Origin of the sequence: Cupriavidus neocaledonicus, from assembly GCF_000372525.1 — a bacterium.
GTDB classification, from domain to species: Bacteria; Pseudomonadota; Gammaproteobacteria; order Burkholderiales; family Burkholderiaceae; genus Cupriavidus; species Cupriavidus neocaledonicus.
In genome coordinates this window covers 72,431-89,514 of sequence record NZ_AQUR01000080.1, presented here as the reverse complement: position 1 = coordinate 89,514, position 17,084 = coordinate 72,431, and the positions used below count along the sequence as shown (strand labels likewise).

The following is a 17,084-nucleotide window of genomic DNA, read 5'->3' as shown; positions in this document are numbered from 1 at the left end:
TGTCGATGCCGCCGCCGATGTTGTCGGTGAAATCGGTCTTGAGCAGGTTGGGGATGCCGCAGGCAAACTCCACCACCTCGATGCCGCGCGTGACCTCGCCCTTCGCATCCGAGAACACCTTGCCGTGCTCGCGCGTGATCAGCGCGGCGAGGTCGTCGTGGTGCTGGTCCAGCAGCTCCTTGAATTTGAACAGGATGCGCGCGCGGCGCAGCGGCGGGGTGTCGGCCCATGCCGGGAAGGCGGCCCTGGCGGCGGCGACGGCATCGGCCACGTCCTGCGCCGTGCCGAGCGCGACGCGCGCGGCCACTTCGCCGGTGGCGGGGTTGAAGACTTCGGCCTGGCGCTGGCCGCCGGCGCGACGCACGGTGCCGCCGATGAAATGATGGACTTCGGCCAGTTGCCGGTTTTCTGCGATGCTCACTTGGGGTTTCCTTCGAGGGCTGGGGCGCGCGCGTGGCGCGCCCCGGCGTGCGATCAGGGGGGCCGGGCCCGCGGACCCGGCGGCGATGGGAAGCGGCGCGGGCCGCTGGCTTGAAGTCCCTTACTTGATGTCCTGCAGCGCCTTCTTCACCGTATCGAACATCTCGCCGATCTGCGCTTCCGAAATGATCAGCGGCGGCGAGAACGCCAGGATGTCGCCGGTGTAGCGCACCAGCACGCCCAGCTCCAGGCACTTGAGGAAGGCCTCGTAGGCGCGTGCGCCGGGCTGGCCCGGACGCGATTCCAGCTCGATGCCGGCCACCAGCCCGTAGTTGCGAATGTCCTTCACGTGCGGCGCGCCGCGCACGCCGTGCGCCGCGGCCTCGAATACCGGCGCCAGTTCGGCGGCACGGCCGAACAGGTTTTCGCGCTGGTACAGGTCCAGCGTGGCGATGGTCGCCGCGGCGGCAAGCGGGTGGCCGGAATAGGTATAGCCGTGCAGCAGCTCGATCGTTCCCGGCGCGGCCGAGTTGACCACGGCGTCATGCACTTCGCGGCGCACCGCGACCGCGCCCATCGGCACCGCCGCGTTGTTGATCGCCTTGGCCATGGTGATCAGGTCCGGCGTCACCTTGAAGCGCTCGGCCGCGGTGGCCGCGCCGAGGCGGCCGAAGGCGGTGATGACCTCGTCGAAGATCAGCAGGATGCCGTGGCGGCTGGTGATCTCGCGCAGCTTTTCCAGGTAGCCGACCGGCGGCACCAGCACGCCGGCGGAGCCCGCCAGCGGTTCGACGATGACCGCGGCGACGTTGGCGGGGTCATGCAGCGCCAGGATGCGCTCGAGCTCGTCGGCCAGGTGCGCGCCCCATTGCGGCTGGCCCCTGGAGAACGCGGCTTCGGCCAGGTTGAAGGTGGCCGGCAGGTGGTCGGTGCCCGGCATCAGGTTGGCCGAGAAGGCCTTGCGGTTCGGGCCGATGCCGCCCACCGCCATGCCGCCGAAGCCGACGCCGTGGTAGCCGCGCTCGCGGCCGATAAAGCGCGTGCGCTGGCCTTCGCCGCGCGCGCGGTGGTACGCCAGCGCGATCTTCAGCGCGGTGTCGACCGACTCCGAGCCCGAGTTGGTAAAGAAGATGCGGTCCAGGCCCTGCGGCATGATCGCCGCCACCTTGGTGGCGGCCTCGAACGACAGCGGATGGCCCATCTGGAACGGCGGCGCATAGTCCAGCGTGGCCGCCTGGCGTGCCACCGCCTCGGCGATCTCCTTGCGGCAGTGGCCGGCCGCGACGCACCACAGGCCGGCGCAACCGTCCAGGATCTGGCGGCCGTCGTGGGTGGTGTAGTACATGCCGCTGGCCGACGCCAGCAGGCGCGGCGCCGCCTTGTACTGGCGGTTGGCGGTGAAGGGCATCCACAGCGCATCGAGATCGGGAATCACGGTCTTGGCGGCGTCCATAGGTTCTCCTGGGGAAATCGGGTCGGTGAGCGGCGCCGCGCTGGGGACAGCGGCGGCGATGAAGGCCACTCTACCGGCGGCGGCTGGCCGACAAAATATACAGTCCTGACAACCGCGCCTTACCGTACAGTTTGAACACGCCAAACCGTACAGGCAAGTGGTCCACCGGCGCCGCTTTCGGACGAGTCCGCCGCGTGCCGGCCCTGCCGTGGCACGGCATCGCACGCTGCACTGCGGCAAGATCCGCGTGCGGGAAGGGCAAGCTCCGCGCCTTGGCCGGCAGCCGTTAAACTGTACAGGTCCACGCCGCCCGAGTGCCCGATGCTGACCCTGAACCTGACCCGCAGCCGCCGCGACGGCGACACCCTGACCGAGCAGATCGTCGCCGGCATCGCCGCGCTGGTGGAGCAGCGCGCGCTGCGCGCCGGGGCGGCGCTGCCGTCGGTGCGGCGCTTTGCCCAGCACCACCACGTCAGCACCTTCACCGTGGCCGAGGCCTACGGGCGGCTGACCGCGCTCGGCTACCTGGCGGCGCGGCCCGGCTCGGGCTACACCGTGGCGCACCGCCATGCCCCGGCAGGCAACGCGCGCGCGCCGCAATGGGAGGCGCCGGGACTGAACGCGGCCTGGCTGCTGTCGGACGTGTTTGCCGACCATTCGGTGCCGATCAAGGCCGGCGCCGGCTGGCTGCCGGGCGACTGGCTCAACGAGGAAGGCCTGCACCAGGCCATGCGCGCGTCGGCGCGGGTGCCGGCGGCGCAGCTGTCGGGCTACGGCCATCCGTACGGCTTTGCGCCGCTGCGCGAGCACATTGCAGCCGGCCTGGGCCAGTACGGCATCCCGCTGCAGGCGCAGCAGGTGGTGCTGACCCAGGGCGCGACGCAGGCGCTGGACCTGGTGGTGCGCACGCTGCTGCGCGCCGGCGATACCGTGCTGGTGGAATCGCCCTGCTACTGCAACCTGCTGCAGATCCTGCGGCTGGCCGGGCTGCGCGTGGTCGGCGTGCCGCGCACGGCGGCGGGGCTGGACACGGATGCACTGGAAGATGCGCTGCGCGCCCACGCCCCGCGCGCGCTGTTCATCAACACCGTGCTGCAGAACCCGACCGGCGCCAGCCTGACCAGCATGAACGCCTTCCGCGTGCTGCAGCTGGCCGAGCAGCACCGGCTGCTGGTGGTCGAGGACGATATCTACCGCGAGCTGGCCCCGGCCGGCTCGCCGATGCTGGCGGCCATGGACGGGCTGTCGCAGGTGGTCTATGTCAACGGCTTCTCCAAGACCATCACGCCGTCGCTGCGGGTCGGCTACCTGGCGGCGAGCCCGGACCTGGCCAAGGCCTTTGCGCGCACCAAGATGGCGGTCGGCCTGACCTCATCGGAGGTGACGGAGCGGCTGGTGTATTCGGTGCTGACCAGCGGCCACTACGCCCGCCATGTGGCGGCATTGTCGGAACGGCTGCGCGCGCAGCAGGACCGCGTCACCGAAAAGATGGAAGCCCACGGGCTGGAGGTGCTGCTGCGCCCGGAAGGCGGGATGTTCGCATGGGCGCGCCTGAACGAGGCGGTGCAGTCGCGCTGGCTGGCCAGCCGGCGCGGCGGCCCGCTGCTCGGCAACCGGCTCGCCACGATGGCGCTGGAGCACGGCATCTGGCTGGCGCCCGGATCGTATTTCGAGCCGGACGAAACCGACTCGCCGTGGATCCGCTTCAACGTGGCCACCGGCGACGCGCCGCAGTTGTGGCAGTTCTTTGACGCCCTGGCGCAGGCACGGCAGGCGGCTTAGGTGGAGCGAGGCGCCTGGCCGGCGCTCAGCTCCAGAGACGCTCGACCAGCCAGCCGGCGGTGGCGCAAACGCCTACCCAGGCGGCAAGACAGGAGGCAATAAAGCGATAGCTCATCTCGGTACGGTCAACAAAGATATGACGGGGGTGTGAATTTTTTGCCGGATCATACATCCATTCATGAATGTATGTAAGCCAGGGAAAAGATTCCTTACCACTAGCGCGGGTATCTTGTTGTGTATAAGGCACACCTGCGCACTTCCGCCCCGCCATGCCCCGATGCAACCCACGCCCGCCCCTGATGGCGTCGGGGATGCCGCGGCACGCGCGCGGGTCTCTGCTACCCTTGGGCTGCCCGGCCCTGTGCCAGACGATTCACCGATTTCAAGCGCAACGCACGTATTTCCCATGCATACCCAAGACCTGTCCGCCTGGACCCACAGCCACGCCTTCGACGCCGGCAACCGCGCCGCCGAACGCGGCACGCGCCTGGTCATGGTGATCACCGCCATCACCATGGTGGCGGAGATCGCCGCCGGGCTCTGGTTCAACTCGATGGCACTGCTGGCCGATGGCTGGCACATGAGCTCGCACGCGCTGGCGATCGGCCTGTCGGCCTTCGCCTATGCCGCCGCGCGGCGCTACGCCGGCGACCGGCGCTTTGCCTTCGGCACCTGGAAGATCGAGGTGCTGGCGGGCTTTGCCAGCGCGGTGTTCCTGCTCGGCATTGCCGCGCTGATGGCGGCGGGCTCGGTGGAGCGGCTGTTCGCGCCGCAGGCGATCCACTATCGCGAAGCGATGGGCGTGACCGCGCTCGGGCTGCTGGTCAACCTCGGCTGCGCGCTGATCCTCGGCGGCCATGCGCATGGCCACGACCACGGCCATGACCATGGTCACCATCACGGCCACGACCATCACCATCACCACCATGACCTCAACCTGCGCGCTGCCTATGTGCACGTGCTGGCCGACGCCGCGACCTCAGTGCTGGCGATCGTCGCGCTCGCCGGCGGCTGGTGGCTGGGCTGGAACTGGCTGGACCCGGTGATGGGGCTGGTGGGCGCGGTGCTGGTCGGCCGCTGGGCCATCGGCCTGATGCGCCAGAGCGGCACGGTGCTGCTGGACCGCGAGATGGACCACCCGGTGGTCGACGAGGTGCACGAGGTGCTGGCCAGCCTCGATCACGGCGACGAAAGCACCCGCGTGTCTGACCTGCATGTATGGCGCGTGGGACGGCAGCATTTTGCCTGCATCGTCTGCCTGGTCACGCATGATGCCGCGCTGACGCCTCAGCGCGTGCGCGAGGCGCTGTCGGTGCACGAAGAACTCGTGCACGTGACCGTGGAAATCAGCCGCTGCGACGGCGATCACCGAGGCAATCACCGAGGCGGTCACTGAGCCCAGCGCAGCGGCTCGCCATCGGCTTGCAGGGGATCAGCTCAGCTCGCACCACATGCACAGCGGCGGCGTTTCCGCGGCGCGGTGGAATTCGCTCGACGACATGACCTCGGGCGGCAGCTTCGCAGCCGGCACCAGCGTAAAGCCGTAGCGCGCGAAATAGCTGGGACAGCTGGAGGCGAGCAGCACCGCGCGCCGCGCGCCGTTGGCGCGGGCGCGCATCAGCGCGGCGCGTACCACGTGGGTGGCCACGCCCTGGTCGCGATGTTCGGGCAGCACGGCCACGGATCGGATCACCACGGTATCGCCGCAACGTTCGCCGGCGGCGCAGCCGATGATCTGCGCGCCAAGGATGGCAACGTGGAAATGCTCGAGCAGCCGCGGCACGCCGTCCAGCGGCAGCCCGCACCGTTCCAGCACTTCTCCCACGGCGGGAGCGTCGCTCGGCACGGCCGCGCGGATGCGCAGGTCTTTCATCATCTGGAGCCTCTGTTTTTCACACTGCCTCGCGAAGGGAATCGCCATGGAAGCCCGTACATGGCGGTGCCGCCGACTGGCGGCACGGGTTGCACGCAGGCCCGGGGGCCTGTCGGGCAACATTACCCGATTCGCTGCCGTTGATCCATTGGGGATAAACGGGTGTCCGGAACCGTCGGCGCATACCGGTCAGGGCGCGCGCGGCACAGCCCGCCGCAGTCATGGCCCAGGCCGATGACAGGCGTGTGAAAAAAGAAAAGCGGAACGATCGCGCGCATGCGCAGGGGCGCCGGGCGCAACGCGCCCGGCCGGGAATCTGGAGGCGGGGATCCGGAATCGAACCGTCGTACACGGCTTTGCAGGCCGTTGCATAACCACTCTGCCACCCCGCCGCTGACATCGCGCCGGAGCGGCGCGACGTGCTGCGGGCCGCAGTGTAGCGGGAAATGAAAATCTTTGCAGGAGACCGCTCGGCGCGCGCCGCGACGGTTCAGCCCTCGATCTCGCCCATGGCGGACTGGATGTAGTTCTGCAAGCCGACCTTGCGCACCAGCTCCAGCTGCGCCTCGAGCCAGTCGATGTGTTCCTCGGTGTCTTCGAGGATATCGACCACCAGCTGGCGCGAGACATAATCGCCGACCGATTCGAAATACTTGATCGCGTCCTTGCAGCTGGCCTGCGACACCAGCTCCAGCTTCAGGTCGCAGCCGAGCATCTCCTCGGTGTTCTCGCCCACCAGCAGCTTGTCGAGGTCCTGCAGGTTGGGCAAGCCGTCGAGCAGCAGGATGCGCTCGACCAGCTTGTCGGCGTGCTTCATTTCCTCGATCGATTCGTCATACTCATGCTTGCCCAGCGCGCGCAGCCCCCAGTGCCGGTACATGCGGGCATGCAGGAAATACTGGTTGATGGCGGTCAGCTCATGCCGCAGCTGTGTGTTCAGCAACTGGATTACCTTCTTGTCAGTCTTCATGGCAGCCCCCAATGCCCCTGCGACAGGGACATGCAATGTCGCGATGGCACGACCACAGCAACGCCACGGCGAATCAGCCGCCGTGACTTCATGGTAGTCCCGCATATGCGGACATCAAGCAATGCGGGCCCGCGCCGCGGCGTTCTTGCCGCACGGGGTCTCTTATTTTCCGGCGTGCTTGCGGATGCGAATGCCAATGGTTTTTATTCGGTTTTCATAAGCGCCCTGCACGGCATCATGAAAATAAAAAAGCGGGCGCCGCGGTATTGGCCGCGGCGCCCGCCGTGGGCGTTGCCATCGTTGCAGTTCAGTCCAGCTTCGCGCCCGAGTCCGCCACCAGCGTCTTCAGCACCGGCCAGTCGCGCGCGTAGAGCGCCTGCGCCTCGGCCGGCGAACTGCCCACCGTGCGCAGCCCCAGCGCGACCATGCGCTCCTGCATCTCGGTGGTCTGCAGGATGGCGCGCACCTCGTTCTCCAGCCGGGCCAGGATCGGTGCGGGCACGCCCACCGGCGCCACGAGCCCGATCCAGCCGACGGTCTTGAAGGCGCTGTCCTGCATGCCGGCCTCGGCAAAGGTGGGCATGTCGGGCAACGCGCTGCTGCGCTGCGTGCCGGTCACCGCCAGCGCCTTGAGCTTGCCGCTCTGGATATAGGGCCTGGCGGTGAGGATGCTGGCAAAGCCAAACTGCACCTGCCCGCCGAGCAGGTCCTGCAGCATCGGCGCCTCGCCCTTGTAGGGCACGTGCGTGGCCTGGCCGTGGACCAGCTTGCTGTAGTAGGCGCCGCTCAGGTGCGACAGCGACCCCACGCCCCACGAGGCATAGCTGAGCTTGCCTGGCCGGCCGCGCGCGTAATCGCCCAGTTCGCGCACCGTGCGCGCCGGCACAGACGGGTGGGTCACCAGCACCAGCTGCGCGTCGGCCAGCACGCTGATCATGCTCAGGTCCTTGCGCGGGTCGTAAGGCAGCTTCTGGAACAGGAACTGGTTGGTCAGCACCGATTGCGTCAGCGTCATCAGCAGCGTGTAGCCATCCGGCGCCGCCTTGGCCACGGCATCGGTGCCGATGATGCCGGAGGCGCCGGCCTTGTTGTCGACCACCACCGGCTGGCCCAGCCGCTTGCTCAGCTTTTCGCCCATGGCGCGGGCGATGGTGTCGGTGCCGCCGCCGGCCACATAGGGCACGACGATGCGGATCGGCTTGGCGGGATAGGCCTGGGCCGCGGCCGGCAGGGCCGCGCCGAGCGAAAGCCCGGCGACCAGGCCGCCAGTGGCCAGCGTCAGCCATGCGCGTCGGTTCATGTTGTCTCCAGATCGGTTTTGTTTTGGAGGACAACCTTAGTGGGCTTGAGAACTTACGTCCAATGCAATATTTTTCAGTTTTTGATGCGCAAATGATTAATTCATGGGCCTGAGGCAACTGCATCACTTCGTCACGCTGGTCGAGCAAGGCAGCTTCGCGCGTGCCGCGGCCGCGCTGCACCTGTCACAGCCGGCACTGACGCGCAGCATCCAGGCGCTGGAATCCGAACTGGGCACGCTGATCGACCGCGGCTACGGCAAGGTGCGCCCCACCGCCGCCGGCATGCTGGCGCTGACGCGCGCGCGCCGCATGCTGCGCGAGCAGCGCGAACTGCGGCGCGACCTGCAATTGCTCGAAGACGTGGAGGTCGGCACGATCCGCGCCGGCTTCGGGCCGTTTGCGGCGTCGTTCCTGCTGGACCCGGTGCTCGAGGCGCTGGTGCGCCGCTACCCGCGGCTGCGCATCGACCTCGAGACCGCCGATACGTCCGCGATGCGGCGTTCGCTCGAAGCCGAGCAGCTCGACATCTTTGTCGGCGAAAGCCGCAGCCTGGCGGAACTGGCACACCTGCAGATCGACCGGCTGCCGGCACTGGAAACGGCATTCTTCGTGCGCAGCGGCCATCCGCTGACACGGCAGCGCAAGGTCACCCTGGCCGACCTGCGCGCCTACCCGGTGGCCGGGACCCGGCTGCCGCCGCATATCGTGCGCTTCTTCCGCCAGGCCCTGCACGAGGCCAGCGGCGGCAGTGGCCCGCTGCCCGAGGACGAGCCCGGGCTGATGACCGTCACCTGCAACGACATGCATGCGCTGCGCGCGCTGCTGCTGGCGGTCGATGCCGTGGCGCTGGTGCCGGTGGCCATGATGGCCGAGGCGTGCGCACAGCGCCTGGCCGCGCCCCTGCCGATGCACCCGCCCACCGCGCTGAAGGCGCAGTACGGCATCGTCACGCTGGCCGGGCGCACGCCGTCGCCGGCCATGCGCGTGTTCGCAGCACTGGTGCATGAAGCGGTGGCGCAGACCGGCGCCTAGTTTGGGCCGGAGCGGTCCGGCGCGATGCCATGGGTTCAGCCCAGCCACCGCGGGCTGGCCGGCAGCATCGCCGGGCCGAGCGAATAGGTCGGTGGGCACGATGAAGGTCCACGGGTGCTCGTCCGCGCGCACGTGGCCATGTGGGTGGCGTCGGAACCGTGTTCCGGCGCGGTCAGGCCGAAGCTCAGCTTGACGGTCTCGTCCAGCATGCCCGGGATGCGCGTGGCGCGTTGCGCGTCGCTGCCGAAATCGCGCAGCACCAGCACGAATGGCTTGTTGGCGACGATCGCATGCTCGTGATCCGCCAGCTCAACCGCCAGTACATCGTCGACCTGGCGTCGGGTCTGGCGCGGCTGCATCCGGCGGCCCCGTCCCCCGAGCTGGAGTTGCGCACCCGCTTCGCCCACCAGGCGCTGGCCGGCACGCTGCTGTATGCGCTGATCAACCGCGAAAGCATCTACGCGCTGTCGGACCGGCGGCTGGACCGGGAAATGGCAAGGGTGTTCCTGCTGTCGGTGGCGTAGCGACGGCGCGGGCAGGTAATCAGCGGAAACGGCACTGCGGATGCCGATCATTCCCCTCGCACCAGGGCTGCCGCGACAGCCTGCTTCAGGTACGCGAGCAAACGCGGATGGAGCCAGGTACCGACACGCAGTTCGGCTTCGTTGTCTTGCGCCTGCCGCATTGCCGCCATCGCGGCATCGCTCCGCGCCAGTTCCCTTCGCATCGACAGCCAGGCTTGCGCCAGGCCTTGTACCGCACTGTGCCCGGGCGCATCGCCGGCGGCGAGATGCGACTCGAGTTCGCCGAGCAGCGCGGGCCAGCGGCGCATGACCTGCGCGTAGCGGCGACGCAGGTGCCGATAGTCCGGGGGTGTGAGGTACTTCCGGTAGATCGACAGCCGGTGTTCGGCAAACGCCTGCAGGATGTACTCGCCCAGCGCCGGCGTGATGCCGGTGTGGGGCAATGCGCTGCCTTGTTCCACAAACAGGTGGTCCAGGCGTACGAACATCGCGGCGCGCGAGCGCGTGTCCTTTTCCACCTGCGCGAACCAGTGTCGCGCCGCGGCGCGGGGCCCTGGCGCCATGCGCGGGCTGGTTCTGCTCGAACAGCGCGCGCATGGTATCGATACGAACCTGCCAGCTTGCGGCCAGCTTGCCGCCGCTGCCCAGCAACGGCAGCGCCCGCGCCTCGTCGCCCAGGTACCGCCGATAGACCGACATGGCTTCGAGCGTGCGCAGGCATGCGGCTTCGGACGGCTCGCCCTCCTCGGCCAGCGCATTCTGGAGGCGCAACAGCGCTTCGCGCAGCTGCACTTGCCGGCTGATCTCCGCATCGACCCGGGCCAGTTGCGCGGCAAGCAGGGAAGCCGTGGTCAATGTTCCCGCATCCAGGACCTGTCGGATTTCTTCGAGCGGGATATCGAGCTGCCTGAGCGACAGGATCTGCTGCAGGCGATGGAAATCCTGCTGGCTGTAAAGCCGGTATCCCGATTCCGAGCGAACCGATGGCCTGAGCAGGCCGAGCTTGTCGTAGTGGTGCAAGGTGCGTACGGTGAGCCCCGCACGCTTTGCCAGTTCGCCAACTTTTAGCCGCACAACGGTCTGTCCTGAAGAGATCAATCGATGCGGGGCGTCATCCTACCGTAGCGCGGTACAGGCGCAAGCCGCCGCCCACGGTCTGCAGGCCGTCCCGCCGGCGCGCAAAGTAGCGGGCATTGAGCGCGTCGGCGGACAGGCATTCCACTTCGCCAAACCCGCGCTCACACAGCGTCGTTTGCAGCGTGTCGGGATCGAAATCGCTCAGCCATGGTTCTCCCGAAGCGGCGAACGACTGCGCGGCGATCTCGTCCATCCACCGTTCGACGGGCGGCAGCGAAGCGCGCGGTACGCGCGCATCGAACACGATTTCACTGCCCGGCGCATGCGTCGCGACCGCTTCGATGACGCGCATGGCCACGGCTGCGTCCAGATAAGGCAACACCCCCAGGCAGCTGAAGAAGGTCGCTGCGCCGGGGCGGATGCCGTGGCATGCCAGCAGCTCGGGCAGGTGGGTAGCGGCCAGGTCGGCCGCGATGTACGCGACATGCGACGGCAGCGCGATGCCGCTTTCGCGCAGCCGCTCCAGCTTCCAGCGCTGGGCTTCGGCGCGGTCGATTTCCACGCATTGCGCGTCATTCGGAATCCGCAGCGACAAGGTGTCCAGCCCCGCGCCCAGGATGACCACCTGGCGCACGCCCGCGCTCAGGCCAGCCCTCAGGCGATCCTCCGCAAAGCGGCTGCGCGCGACGACCGCCGCACGCAGCGTGCGCAGCATGGGCGCGTTGTACGGAAAGGGGTCGGCAATGGTCTGGCGGGCCAGGCCACGGCCAAGCACGTCGAAGACGAACGGGTCGTCCAGCAAGGTGGGGGTATCGAGCAGCTGGTGTGCCGCGCGGGCCAGGGCCATGGTCAGCGCGGACCGGCTGGGCGGCGTGCCGCCGGGATCGGCATGGTCGAGCATGTCGGCTTCCGGTTGTGGAGAAAGCACGGATACTCGACCCTGCCGCTACGTCAGGGTCAAACGATTTTTGCCGACGGCGCGGCCGGGCCCCGGCGGGAGCGGACAGGCAAAAGAAAAGCGCCTGAAAGGCGCTTTCCTGTTGTTCCGGCATGGCCATGTCCGGCGCGGCACAGCGTCCGCGGCCAGCCCTTGCCAGCGTCGGCTCGTTCTTATTCCACCGTCACCGACTTCGCCAGGTTGCGCGGCTTGTCCACGTCGGTGCCGCGTGCGCACGCCGTGTGGTACGCCAGCAGCTGCAGCGGCACCACGTGCAGGATCGGCGAGAGGTCGCCGTAGTGCTCGGGCATGCGGATCACCTGGATGCCGTCGGACGACTGGATCTGCGTATCGCTGTCGGCGAACACGTACAGGCGGCCGCCGCGGGCGCGCACTTCCTGGATGTTGGACTTGAGCTTCTCCAGCAGCGCGTCGTTGGGGGCGACGGTGACCACCGGCATGGCTTCGGTGACCAGCGCCAGCGGGCCGTGCTTGAGCTCGCCGGCCGGGTAGGCCTCGGCGTGGATATACGAGATTTCCTTGAGCTTGAGCGCACCCTCCAGCGCGATCGGGTAGTGCAGGCCGCGGCCGAGGAACAGTGCGTTCTCGCGGCGGGCGAAGTCTTCGGACCAGGCGATGATCTGCGGCTCCAGCGCCAGCACGCCGTGCAGCGCGGCGGGCAGGTGGCGCAGGTTGGTCAGCGCCTTGGCCTCGGCCTCTTCGGTCAGCAGGCCGCGGGTCTTGGCCAGCGACAGCGTCAGCATGTAGAGCGCGGCCAGCTGCGTGGTGAAGGCCTTGGTCGAGGCCACGCCGATCTCGGTGCCGGCGCGGGTCAGGAAGCGCAGCTCGGTCTCGCGCACCATGGCGCTGGTGGCGACGTTGCAGACCGCCAGCGTATGGACATGGCCGAGCGCGCGCGCATGGCGCAGCGCGGCCATGGTGTCGGCGGTTTCGCCCGATTGCGAGATCACCACCACCAGCGCGCGCGGGTTGGGCACGGTGTCGCGGTAGCGGTATTCGCTGGCGACCTCGACCTGGGTCGGGATCTTGGCAATGCTTTCGAGCCAGTACTTGGCGGTGCAGCCGGAATAGTAGCTGGTGCCGCAGGCCAGGATCAGCACGCTGTCGATGCCGGCGAAGACCTCGGCGGCGTTGTCGCCGAACAGGTCCGGCGACAGGCCTTCGACGCCCTCGAGCGTGTCGCCCAGCGCGCGCGGCTGCTCGAAGATTTCCTTCTGCATGAAGTGGCGGTACGGGCCCAGGTCGACCGAGGCGGCATGGGCTTCGACCACGCGCGCTTCGCGCTCGACCGGGTGGTCGCTGGCGTCATGGATGGTCACGCCGTCCAGCGTGATCTCGACCACATCGCCCTCTTCCAGGTAGATGATGCGATTGGCGGTACCGGCCACGGCCAGCGCGTCGGACGCCAGGAAGGACTCGTTCTCGCCCAGCGCCACCACCAGCGGCGAGCCGGCGCGCGCGCCGACCACGCGGCCGGGCTGGTCCTTGGCGAACACCGCGATGGCGTAGGCGCCGTGCAGGCGCTTGGTGACCGCGCGCACCGAGGCGAACAGGTCACCGCGCGTGGCGCTGCTGGGATAGCAGTAGGCCTGGTGGATCAGGTGGGCGACCACTTCGCTATCGGTCTGCGACTCGAAGCCGTAGCCGACCGCGCGCAGCTCTTCGCGCAGCGGCTCGTAGTTCTCGATGATGCCGTTGTGCACCAGCGCGATGGTCTCGCCCGACAGGTGCGGGTGGGCGTTGACGGTGTCGGGCTTGCCGTGCGTGGCCCAGCGCGTATGCGCCACGCCGGTGAAACCGGACAGGCCGGACGCCTGCGTCTGCGCGTCGAGGTCGGCGACGCGCGACACGGTGCGCGCGCGCTCGACCGCATCGTCGCGCACGACCGCGACGCCGCACGAATCATAGCCGCGATACTCCAGGCGGCGCAGCCCTTCGATCAGGACCGGAACGATGTTGCGCGTGGAAACCGCGCCGACGATGCCACACATGCTGTACCCCCGTTTGCTGGCGCCTGCCGCGAGGCCACTGGCGCCGGTATCAATCCTGTGGCGCCGCCCGGTGCGGGCGGCCCCTGGTGCTTACTGCTTCGGCTGCTTGACCGGACGCTGCCAGGCGTCGATGGTCAGCTGCTTGGCCCGCGACAGCGTCAGCTTGTCGGCCGGGGCCTCCTTGGTGAGCGTGGTGCCGGCGCCCAGCGTGGCGCCGCGACGCACCGTCACCGGTGCCACCAGCTGCGTGTCGGAGCCGATGAAGACATCGTCCTCGATCACGGTGCGGTGCTTGTTCACCCCGTCATAGTTGCAGGTGATGGTACCCGCGCCAATATTGACGCGCGACCCCACCGTGGCGTCGCCCACATAAGCCAGGTGGTTGGCCTTGCTGTGTGCCGCCACCTGTGCATTCTTGACCTCGACGAAGTTGCCGATATGCACGTCCTCGCCCAGCTCGGTGCCGGGGCGCAGGCGCGCGTACGGCCCGATGCGGCCGGCGGGCCCGATTTTGGCCTCGTCGATATGGCAGAACGGATGCACCTGCGCCCCGGCGCCGACGTTGCTGTTGCGGATCACGCAATGGGCGCCGATGCGCACGCCGTCTTCCAGGTGCACGCGGCCCTCGAACACGCAGCCGACATCGATGGTGACATCGCGCCCGCAGGTGAGCTCGCCGCGCACGTCGATGCGGGCGGGGTCCAGCAGGGTCACGCCGGCTTCGAGCAGGCGCCGGGCCTGGTTGCCCTGGTGGATGCGCTCGACCTCGGCCAGCTGCAGCTTGCTGTTGACACCCAGCGTCTCCCACACCGCGGCGGGCTGCGCCGAAACCGTCTCGACGCCATCGGCGACGGCGCGCTCGACGGTGTCGGTCAGGTAGTACTCGCCCTGGGCATTGTCGTTGCGCAGCGTCGACAGCCACTTGCGCAGGTGGCCGGTCGGGCACACGATAATGCCGGTGTTGATTTCGCGGATGGCCTTCTCGGCTTCGCTCGCGTCCTTTTGCTCGACGATGCGGACGATGCTGCCCGCCGCGTCGCGGACGATGCGGCCGTAGCCGGTCGGGTCGGGCATTTCCACGGTGAGCACGCCAAAGCGCTGCGCGCCGGCCTCGGCCACCAGTGCCTGCAGCGTCGCCGCGCTGGTGAGCGGGACGTCACCGTAGAGAACCAACGTGGGCTGGTTGTCGTCCAACAAGGGAAGTGCCTGCATCACCGCATGGCCAGTGCCCAGTTGCTGGGCCTGCTCGGCGAAGGCGACATCGTCGGCGGCCACCGCCTCGCGCACGCGCGCGGCGCCGTGGCCAACCACGACCACCAGCCGGGACGGCGACAGCGCCCGGGCCGTATCCAGGACGTGCGCGAGCATGGGGCGCCCCGCGACCGGGTGCAGCACCTTGGGCAAATCGGAATACATCCGCTTGCCCATGCCCGCGGCGAGAATGACGATATTCACAAGGAGACCCCTAAGTGAGTGTGTCCGAAAATATTCTGGAAAACGCCGGCCGGATATTGGGCCCGGTGTTTGGCAAGGGGCGCCGCCAGGGCTGGCAAAAGCTTGCCGCCAGGCCTGCGCATCTTCCCGCAAACCCTTGCCAGGACTCGGCTGGCGGGCAGCGAGCAAGCCCGGTTCCAATGCGCGGCGATTTTAACATGGCGCATTCTGCGCAACCGCCCGAGGTTTCCGAATTTCACAATTGCTGGGCCCGGCGTATTTTGGTGATTCTGGGCGCCGCGGCCCTGTGCGCGTGCAGCGCCATGAAGCTCGGTTACCAGCAGGGCGACCGGCTGGCGTACTGGTGGATCGACAATTATGTCGACGTCACCTCGGCTCAGGAGCCGCTCACGCGCGAGGCCATCGCGCGCTTCTTTGCCTGGCACCGCAAGGCCCAGCTGCCGGAAATCGCCAGCCTGCTGCAGGAGGCCAAGGCCGACGTGCGCCAGCCGGTCACGCCGGCGATGGTCGCCCACTTCCAGGACGCCTCGCAGCAACTGGCGCGCCGCTCCTTCGAGCAGGCCATGCCCGACATGGCCGACTTCCTGCTGACGCTGACGCCCGACCAGATCGCGCGCATGGAAAAGAAGTTTGCCGAGGGCAACGCCAAGTACCGCAAGAAATTCCTCAACGCGGACCCGGCCGAGCGCGAGGAGGCGCGCTTCGACAAGGTGATGGAGTACGCGCGCCTGGTCTACGGCGGCTTCTCTCCCGAGCAGGAAAAGGCGATTCGCGCCAAGGTCGGCCCGGTGGTGCAGAATGCCGAGGCGCGCTATGCCGAGCGCGTCGCGCGCCAGCAGGAATGGATCAAGATGGTGCGCTTCGTACAGGCCACGCAGCCGCCCAAGTCGCAGGTGATCGACCTGCTGCGGCGCTTCCGCGAGTACTGGCAGAATCCGCCCGCCCGGCACGCCGCCAGCCACGAAGCCGGCAACAACGCCGGCATCGCGCTGACCGTGGCGATCGCCAACCTGACCACGCCCCAGCAGAAGGCGCACGCGCAGGACCGCTTCCAGAAATGGATCGACGACACGCATGCCTTGATGCGCGAGAAGGCGCACCCGCCGGTGCAGTCGGCGGCGGCAAACTGAACCCGCGTTCAGGCGCGACGAACAACAACGCCCGCGCGAGCGGGCGTTCTGTCATCCGGCCGCCGCAACGGCTTACTGCGTGCCGGCCGGCTCCCCCGCCGGGGCCACCGCGGGCGTGCGCTCGAAGCGCACGAACTCCATGCGGTTCGCCTCCGCGCTGCCGGCAAACGTCAGCGGCTGCTGCTGGAACGTGGTTTCACCGAACAGCGAGGCCTCGTCGACCTTGGCCAGGCCGGTCGCGAGCCCGGTGAACGGGAACAGCTCGGTATCCGCCAGGTGCGACGGCACCACGTTGCGCAGCGCCGAGAAGATATTGTCGATGCGGCCCGGATTGTGCCGCTCCCACTCCTGCAGCATCTCGCTGACCTTCTTGCGCTGCAGGTTTTCCTGCGAGCCGCACAGGTTGCACGGGATGATCGGGAATTCCATGGCGCGCGCGTACGACGCAATGTCCTTCTCCGAGCAGTACGCCAGCGGGCGGATCACGATATGCGCGCCGTCGTCGGTGGCCAGCTTGGGCGGCATCGCCTTCATCTTGCCGCCGAAGAACATGTTCAGGAAGAAGGTGTTGACGATGTCGTCGCGGTGGTGGCCCAGTGCGATCTTGTTGGCGCCCAGCTCCTTGGCGGTGCGGTAGATCACGCCGCGGCGCAGGCGCGAGCACAGCGAGCAGGTGGTCTTGCCCTCGGGCACCTTCTCCTTGACGATCGAGTAGGTGTCCGCCTCGACGATCACATACTCCACCCCGACCGACTTCAGGTATGCCGGCAGGATGTGTTCCGGGAAGCCGGGCTGCTTCTGGTCCAGGTTCATCGCGATCAGCTTGAACTTGATGGGCGCGCGCTTCTGCAGCGCCATCAGGACCGACAGCATGGTGTACGAGTCCTTGCCGCCACTCATGCAGACCAGCACGGTGTCGCCGTCCTCGATCATGCCGAAGTCGCCGATGGCCTTGCCGGTTTGCGATTGCAGCCTCGTCTCGAGGCGATAGAAATTGTTCGAGTGGCTCATGGAGCATCCTGTTGCGTGGCGCCCGCCGGATGGAATGGCCGGCGCGGCGCGAGGGGCAACATTTTACTTTAGGCGCCCGTCAGCTGCAGCGGGCGCCGCAGGACCGC

Annotated in this window: 16 protein-coding genes, 1 tRNA gene and 1 pseudogene; 5 read left to right on the top strand and 13 right to left on the bottom strand. The window is 68.2% G+C overall.

The features are described 5' to 3' along the window. Together A3AG_RS0106875 and aptA are read right to left on the bottom strand one after the other, a co-directional pair. Positions 1-421 (bottom strand): aldehyde dehydrogenase family protein (locus A3AG_RS0106875; protein WP_026164008.1); only part of this gene is annotated, 421 nt, incomplete at its 3' end. A gap of 120 nt (positions 422-541) precedes the next feature. Beyond that, positions 542-1,873, bottom strand: a complete 1,332-nt coding sequence (gene aptA, locus A3AG_RS0106870; RefSeq protein ID WP_018004711.1) for an omega-aminotransferase AptA — start codon at positions 1,871-1,873, stop codon at positions 542-544. Positions 1,874-2,194: 321 nt separating this feature from the next. On the opposite strand from aptA, the gene A3AG_RS0106865 reads away from it, so the two are divergent. Then, positions 2,195-3,655, top strand: a complete 1,461-nt coding sequence (locus tag A3AG_RS0106865; protein ID WP_018004710.1) for an aminotransferase-like domain-containing protein — start codon at positions 2,195-2,197, stop codon at positions 3,653-3,655. A 406-nt stretch (positions 3,656-4,061) separates the two neighbouring features. Beyond that, positions 4,062-5,051 carry a CDF family Co(II)/Ni(II) efflux transporter DmeF gene (dmeF, locus tag A3AG_RS0106860; protein WP_018004709.1) on the top strand — a complete coding sequence of 330 codons (990 nt, stop codon included), beginning with the start codon at positions 4,062-4,064 and terminating at the stop codon, positions 5,049-5,051. Positions 5,052-5,087: 36 nt separating this feature from the next. On the opposite strand, the gene A3AG_RS0106855 is transcribed toward dmeF, so the two are convergent. From A3AG_RS0106855 to A3AG_RS0106840, 4 genes are all read right to left on the bottom strand, one after another. Further along, entirely contained in the window at positions 5,088-5,531 is a 444-nt protein-coding gene (locus tag A3AG_RS0106855) for a GNAT family N-acetyltransferase (RefSeq protein ID WP_018004708.1), read from the bottom strand. Positions 5,532-5,845: 314 nt separating this feature from the next. Then, positions 5,846-5,920, bottom strand: a tRNA-Cys gene (locus A3AG_RS0106850). 98 nt (positions 5,921-6,018) lie between these two features. Continuing rightward, entirely contained in the window at positions 6,019-6,498 is a 480-nt protein-coding gene (gene bfr / locus A3AG_RS0106845; protein ID WP_018004707.1) for a bacterioferritin, read from the bottom strand. Positions 6,499-6,805: 307 nt separating this feature from the next. Further along, on the bottom strand, positions 6,806-7,798 hold the full coding sequence (locus A3AG_RS0106840) for a Bug family tripartite tricarboxylate transporter substrate binding protein (RefSeq protein ID WP_018004706.1): 993 nt from the start codon (positions 7,796-7,798) through the stop codon (positions 6,806-6,808). Between the two features lie 103 nt (positions 7,799-7,901). Between A3AG_RS0106840 and A3AG_RS0106835 the strand changes: the two genes are divergently transcribed. Beyond that, positions 7,902-8,831, top strand: a complete 930-nt coding sequence (locus A3AG_RS0106835) for a LysR family transcriptional regulator (RefSeq protein ID WP_018004705.1) — start codon at positions 7,902-7,904, stop codon at positions 8,829-8,831. A 35-nt stretch (positions 8,832-8,866) separates the two neighbouring features. Here the strand turns inward: A3AG_RS0106835 and A3AG_RS34320 are convergent, their stop codons facing one another. Then, entirely contained in the window at positions 8,867-9,097 is a 231-nt protein-coding gene (locus A3AG_RS34320) for a hypothetical protein (protein ID WP_018004704.1), read from the bottom strand. A 24-nt stretch (positions 9,098-9,121) separates the two neighbouring features. Between A3AG_RS34320 and A3AG_RS0106825 the strand changes: the two genes are divergently transcribed. After that, positions 9,122-9,355, top strand: coding sequence for a hypothetical protein (locus A3AG_RS0106825; protein WP_018004703.1), 234 nt, complete (start codon positions 9,122-9,124; stop codon positions 9,353-9,355). Between the two features lie 47 nt (positions 9,356-9,402). On the opposite strand, the gene A3AG_RS0106820 is transcribed toward A3AG_RS0106825, so the two are convergent. The 5 genes and pseudogenes from A3AG_RS0106820 to glmU form a co-directional block, all read right to left on the bottom strand. Next, positions 9,403-9,918: a hypothetical protein gene (locus A3AG_RS0106820; protein WP_018004702.1), complete on the bottom strand. Its 516-nt coding sequence runs from the start codon at positions 9,916-9,918 to the stop codon at positions 9,403-9,405. A gap of 262 nt (positions 9,919-10,180) precedes the next feature. Next, positions 10,181-10,429, bottom strand: a pseudogene (locus A3AG_RS34825) (MerR family transcriptional regulator); the annotation flags it as partial. A gap of 37 nt (positions 10,430-10,466) precedes the next feature. Further along, entirely contained in the window at positions 10,467-11,360 is an 894-nt protein-coding gene (locus A3AG_RS31465) for a class I SAM-dependent methyltransferase (RefSeq protein WP_145987485.1), read from the bottom strand. A gap of 182 nt (positions 11,361-11,542) precedes the next feature. After that, positions 11,543-13,381, bottom strand: a complete 1,839-nt coding sequence (gene glmS / locus A3AG_RS0106805; protein ID WP_018004699.1) for a glutamine--fructose-6-phosphate transaminase (isomerizing) — start codon at positions 13,379-13,381, stop codon at positions 11,543-11,545. Between the two features lie 90 nt (positions 13,382-13,471). Continuing rightward, positions 13,472-14,836: a bifunctional UDP-N-acetylglucosamine diphosphorylase/glucosamine-1-phosphate N-acetyltransferase GlmU gene (gene glmU / locus A3AG_RS0106800; protein ID WP_018004698.1), complete on the bottom strand. Its 1,365-nt coding sequence runs from the start codon at positions 14,834-14,836 to the stop codon at positions 13,472-13,474. 302 nt (positions 14,837-15,138) lie between these two features. Here glmU and A3AG_RS31460 point away from each other — a divergent pair, with 302 nt between their 5' ends. Continuing rightward, on the top strand, positions 15,139-15,966 hold the full coding sequence (locus tag A3AG_RS31460) for a DUF6279 family lipoprotein (protein WP_035848072.1): 828 nt from the start codon (positions 15,139-15,141) through the stop codon (positions 15,964-15,966). A gap of 72 nt (positions 15,967-16,038) precedes the next feature. Here the strand turns inward: A3AG_RS31460 and ttcA are convergent, their stop codons facing one another. Beyond that, positions 16,039-16,977, bottom strand: a complete 939-nt coding sequence (gene ttcA, locus A3AG_RS0106790; RefSeq protein ID WP_018004696.1) for a tRNA 2-thiocytidine(32) synthetase TtcA — start codon at positions 16,975-16,977, stop codon at positions 16,039-16,041. Positions 16,978-17,084 lie beyond the last annotated feature (107 nt).

Bases quoted from the DNA above. Each gene is read 5' to 3' on its own strand.
- A3AG_RS0106840 (WP_018004706.1), bottom strand. From the start codon at position 7,798: ATGAACCGACGCGCATGGCTGACGCTGGCCACTGGCGGCCTGGTCGCC.
- glmS (WP_018004699.1), bottom strand. From the start codon at position 13,381: ATGTGTGGCATCGTCGGCGCGGTTTCCACGCGCAACATCGTTCCGGTC.
- A3AG_RS0106855 (WP_018004708.1), bottom strand. From the start codon at position 5,531: ATGATGAAAGACCTGCGCATCCGCGCGGCCGTGCCGAGCGACGCTCCC.
- aptA (WP_018004711.1), bottom strand. From the start codon at position 1,873: ATGGACGCCGCCAAGACCGTGATTCCCGATCTCGATGCGCTGTGGATG.
- A3AG_RS0106825 (WP_018004703.1), top strand. From the start codon at position 9,122: ATGCTCGTGATCCGCCAGCTCAACCGCCAGTACATCGTCGACCTGGCG.
- dmeF (WP_018004709.1), top strand. From the start codon at position 4,062: ATGCATACCCAAGACCTGTCCGCCTGGACCCACAGCCACGCCTTCGAC.
- A3AG_RS0106865 (WP_018004710.1), top strand. From the start codon at position 2,195: ATGCTGACCCTGAACCTGACCCGCAGCCGCCGCGACGGCGACACCCTG.
- ttcA (WP_018004696.1), bottom strand. From the start codon at position 16,977: ATGAGCCACTCGAACAATTTCTATCGCCTCGAGACGAGGCTGCAATCG.
- A3AG_RS31460 (WP_035848072.1), top strand. From the start codon at position 15,139: ATGAAGCTCGGTTACCAGCAGGGCGACCGGCTGGCGTACTGGTGGATC.
- A3AG_RS0106835 (WP_018004705.1), top strand. From the start codon at position 7,902: ATGGGCCTGAGGCAACTGCATCACTTCGTCACGCTGGTCGAGCAAGGC.
- A3AG_RS0106820 (WP_018004702.1), bottom strand. From the start codon at position 9,918: ATGGCGCCAGGGCCCCGCGCCGCGGCGCGACACTGGTTCGCGCAGGTG.
- bfr (WP_018004707.1), bottom strand. From the start codon at position 6,498: ATGAAGACTGACAAGAAGGTAATCCAGTTGCTGAACACACAGCTGCGG.